Origin of the sequence: Nitratidesulfovibrio oxamicus (genome assembly GCF_015731765.1) — a bacterium.
GTDB lineage: Bacteria > Desulfobacterota > Desulfovibrionia > Desulfovibrionales > Desulfovibrionaceae > Cupidesulfovibrio > Cupidesulfovibrio oxamicus.
Genome location: NZ_VRYY01000250.1, coordinates 1 through 3,771 on the forward strand (window position 1 = coordinate 1; position 3,771 = coordinate 3,771).

Below are 3,771 nucleotides of genomic sequence, written 5' to 3' on the forward strand. Positions count from 1 at the left end.
GGCGCCATGTCCGCGCGCGGGGCGTGGTTCGAGCGCCTGCGCAGCGACCCCAAGGCCGCCGTGCCCGCCCTGGCCGTGCTGCTGGCCGCGTTCCTGGTGCTGCCGTGGGTGGTTTCCACCTACCAGACCAACATCATGATTTCCGCGCTGCTCTACGTGATGCTCGGCCTTGGCCTGAACATCGTGGTGGGCCTTTCGGGCCAGCTGGTGCTGGGCTACGTGGCCTTTTACGCCGTGGGCGCCTACTCCTACGCCATCCTGAACAGCAACTTCGACCTCGGCTTCTGGTCGGTGCTGCCCATCGGCGGGGCCATGGCCGCGCTGTTCGGCATCCTGCTGGGCTTTCCGGTGCTGCGCCTGCGCGGCGACTACCTGGCCATCGTCACCCTGGGCTTTGGCGAAATCATCCGCCTGGTGCTGGAAAACTGGAGCAGTTTTTCGCAGGGACCCAGCGGCATCGCCAACATCGACCGGCCCGGCCTGTTCGGCATGCAGCTTTCGGTCAGCGACGCCACCACCTACATCTACTATCTCATCCTGGCGGCGGTCATCGTCACCATCCTTGCGGTGACGCGCCTGAAGAATTCGCGCATCGGCCGCGCGTGGCAGGCCCTGCGCGAGGATGAAATCGCCTGCCAGGCCATGGGCATCGACATCACCACCACCAAGCTCACCGCGTTCGCGCTGGGCGCGTGCTGGGCGGGCTTCGCGGGGGTCATCTTCGCGGCCAAGACCACCTTCATCAACCCCGCCAGCTTCACCTTCCTCGAATCGGCCATGGTGCTCGCCATGGTGGTGCTGGGGGGCATGGGCTCGGTCATCGGGGTGTCGGTGGGCGCGCTGGTGCTCATCCTGCTGCCCGAATACCTGCGCGCGTTCTCCGAGTATCGCATGCTCATCTTCGGCGCGACCATGGTGCTGATGATGGTCTTCCGCCCGCAGGGCCTCGTTTCGCCGGGGCGCACCAAGTACAACGTGCCCGGCGCCCGAGACGCCGGTGCTGACGCGGCGCGCCCCGCCGCCGGAGGCAACGCCTGATGTCCGCAACCACCGCCAATGCGGCTGCCGTCGTACTCGACGTCCGTTCCATTTCCATGAACTTCGGGGGCCTGCGCGCCCTGAACGAAGTTGACCTGCAAGTGCGCCAGGGCGAGATCGTGGCGCTCATCGGCCCCAACGGTGCGGGCAAGACCACGTTCTTCAACTGCATCACCGGCATCTACGTGCCCACCGAAGGCACCGTCCACGTGACCCCGCGCGACGGGCGCACCGTCACCGTCAACGGCCTGAAGGCCAGCCAGGTCACCGCGCTGGGCATGTCGCGCACCTTCCAGAACATCCGGCTGTTCCCCACCATGAGCGTGCTGGAAAACGTGATGATCGGGCGCCATTGCCGCACCCGTGCGGGCATTCTGGGCGCGCTGCTGCGCGACCCCAGGACCCGCGCCGAGGAACAGCGCATAGTCGAGGAAAGCTACGCGCTGCTGAAAAGCGTGAACCTGCACCAGCACTACAGGGACGAGGCGCGCAACCTGCCGTACGGCGCCCAGCGCAGGCTGGAGATTGCCCGCGCCCTGGCCACGGAACCCTTCCTGCTCTGCCTCGACGAACCCGCCGCGGGCATGAACCCGCAGGAAACCCACGAACTCAAGGAACTCGTCATCGAGATCCGCGAGCGCCACGAACTTTCCGTGCTGCTCATCGAGCACGACATGAGCATGGTCATGTCGCTGTCGGACCGCATCTACGTCATGGAGTACGGTTCGAAGATCGCCGAGGGCACCCCCGAGGAAGTGAGCAAGAATCCCAGGGTCATCAAGGCCTATCTGGGCGAGGAATCCCATGCTTGAGCTGCGTAACGTCAATGCCTTCTACGGCAACATCCAGGCCCTGCGCGACATCAACCTGACCATCGGCCAGGGCGAGATCGTCACCCTCATCGGCGCCAACGGCGCGGGCAAGACCACCACGCTGATGACCGTGTGCGGCGCGGTGCCCCCGCGCACCGGCGAGGTGCTCTTCGAGGGCAAGCCCATCCACACCATGAAGCCCAACGAGATCGTGCGTCTGGGCATCAGCCAGGTGCCGGAAGGCCGGTTGATCTTCCCCGACCTGACGGTGCAGGAAAACCTGGACCTTGGCGCGTTCTTGCGCAACGACAAGGACGGCATCGCCCGCGACCTGGACTACATTTTCGGCCTGTTCCCCATTCTGGCCCAGCGCCGCAAGCAGGCCGGGGGCACCCTTTCCGGCGGCGAGCAGCAGATGCTGGCCATCTCGCGCGCCATCATGGGCAGGCCGCGCCTGCTGCTGCTGGACGAACCCTCGCTGGGTCTTGCGCCCATCATCATCCAGCAGATCTTCGACATCATCCGCAAGATCAATGCCGACGGCACCACGGTGTTCCTGGTGGAGCAGAACGCCAACCAGGCACTGAAGATCGCCCACCGCGCCTACGTCATGGAAACCGGGCGCATCACCCTGGAAGATACGGCAGCCAACCTGCTGGTGAACGAAGACGTGAAAAAGGCCTACCTCGGCATGTAGCCGGGGCGGTCAGACACATGGCCCCGCACGCGGGGGGCAAGCATTGCCTGGCGTGGGCGGTCCTTTCCGAAAGGGGAGGGCCGCTCTTTTTTGTCTGGCGGGGGGGAGCGGCCAGACGCGCCCGGAGGCCGGCAGGATGCCGGGCTTCGCCCCGGCGGAACATGAATAGGGGCCGTCCGTCCCGATCCATGCGGAGGAGGGACGGCGGCCCCCGTATCAGAGCCCGTTGTTCGCGGGGCCGCCGCGACAGAGCCGCGCTCCTGATGGACGCGGCGTTGCCGTGTTCGGTCGCGGTCAGGCAGGCAGCGGGCCGAGGACAAGCGCCGTAAGCATGGCGGAGGCCATGGCTACGGCCACGATGGTGAAGAGCAGGCGCATGGTGTCATGCCTCCCTTGTGGGTGTCGGACCGCGCCGGACTTGATCGGCGCGGCGCGGTTGCCGGTTGTTGTCTGTGGTTGAGCCGCGTGCCGATGCCAGGGCGGCGACGGCAAGGCCGGATTGCGGGGCATGAAGCTTTCCGCCGACGCTGCCGGGGCGTTGCGCCAAATCGACGAGTTCCGCCGTGGTCAGCGGGCGGCGCAGGGTGGCGGAAAGCTCGCGCACCGCCTCGACGATGGCGGGCAGTTCGTCCGGCGGTGGCAGGATGGACAGTTCGGCCAGCGCGGCGGCAACGGCGGCGACGCCGCTCTTGCGTCCCACGCCCATGCGGCGGCTGCCGCCCACCAGCTCCGGCGGAAAGGGTTCGAACAGGCTGGGGTCGCGCCGCACGCCATGGGCATGCAGTCCGCTTTCCACGGCAAAGATGTCGCGTCCGGCCACGGGCCAGTGACGCGGCACGGACAGCGAGGCGGCCTGGGCCACGTGAGCGCATAGGCCGCGCAGGGGGGCAAGGTCGAACCCGGCCCTGCCGCGCACCATCAGGGCGGCGGCCAGTTCCTCCAGCCGGGCCACCCCTGCCCGCTCGCCAAGCCCCAGCACCGAAACGTCGGCGCAGTCCGCCCCGCACTCCAGCGCGGTAAGTGCGTTGGCCGTGGCCATGCCGCAGTCGTTGTGGAAATGGGTGCCGATGGATACCCGGCGGGCACGCGGGGCTATGCCGTCCTGACGGGCGGCTTCCAGCTCCGCGCGCAGTGCGCGCACCATGTCCGCCACCTCCAGCGGGGTGTACAGCCCCACCGTGTCGCTCAGGCGCACCCGGTGCGCCCCGTGCGCGGCGGCGTGGC

4 protein-coding genes are annotated in these 3,771 nt (G+C 67.6%); 3 read left to right on the forward strand and 1 reads right to left on the reverse strand.

From position 1 onward, the window contains the following. The 3 genes from FVW20_RS09555 to FVW20_RS09565 all read left to right on the forward strand — a co-directional run. The coding region (locus FVW20_RS09555) for an ABC transporter permease subunit (protein ID WP_196609243.1) at positions 1–1,038 on the forward strand (1,038 nt) is incomplete at its 5' end. Next, on the forward strand, positions 1,038–1,850 hold the full coding sequence (locus FVW20_RS09560) for an ABC transporter ATP-binding protein (protein ID WP_196609244.1): 813 nt from the start codon (positions 1,038–1,040) through the stop codon (positions 1,848–1,850). The genes FVW20_RS09555 and FVW20_RS09560, both read left to right, overlap by 1 nt. Beyond that, on the forward strand, positions 1,843–2,547 hold the full coding sequence (locus FVW20_RS09565) for an ABC transporter ATP-binding protein (protein ID WP_015946238.1): 705 nt from the start codon (positions 1,843–1,845) through the stop codon (positions 2,545–2,547). Before FVW20_RS09560 ends, FVW20_RS09565 begins: the two co-directional genes overlap by 8 nt. Before the next feature lie 382 nt (positions 2,548–2,929). On the opposite strand, the gene FVW20_RS09570 is transcribed toward FVW20_RS09565, so the two are convergent. Then, positions 2,930–3,771: hydroxymethylglutaryl-CoA lyase-like TIM-barrel protein (locus FVW20_RS09570; RefSeq protein ID WP_443677867.1), on the reverse strand; the 842-nt coding region annotated here is incomplete at its 5' end.

Coding starts and splice junctions, on each gene's coding strand:
- FVW20_RS09560 (WP_196609244.1), top strand. CDS start 1,038: ATGTCCGCAACCACCGCCAATGCGGCTGCCGTCGTACTCGACGTCCGT.
- FVW20_RS09565 (WP_015946238.1), top strand. CDS start 1,843: ATGCTTGAGCTGCGTAACGTCAATGCCTTCTACGGCAACATCCAGGCC.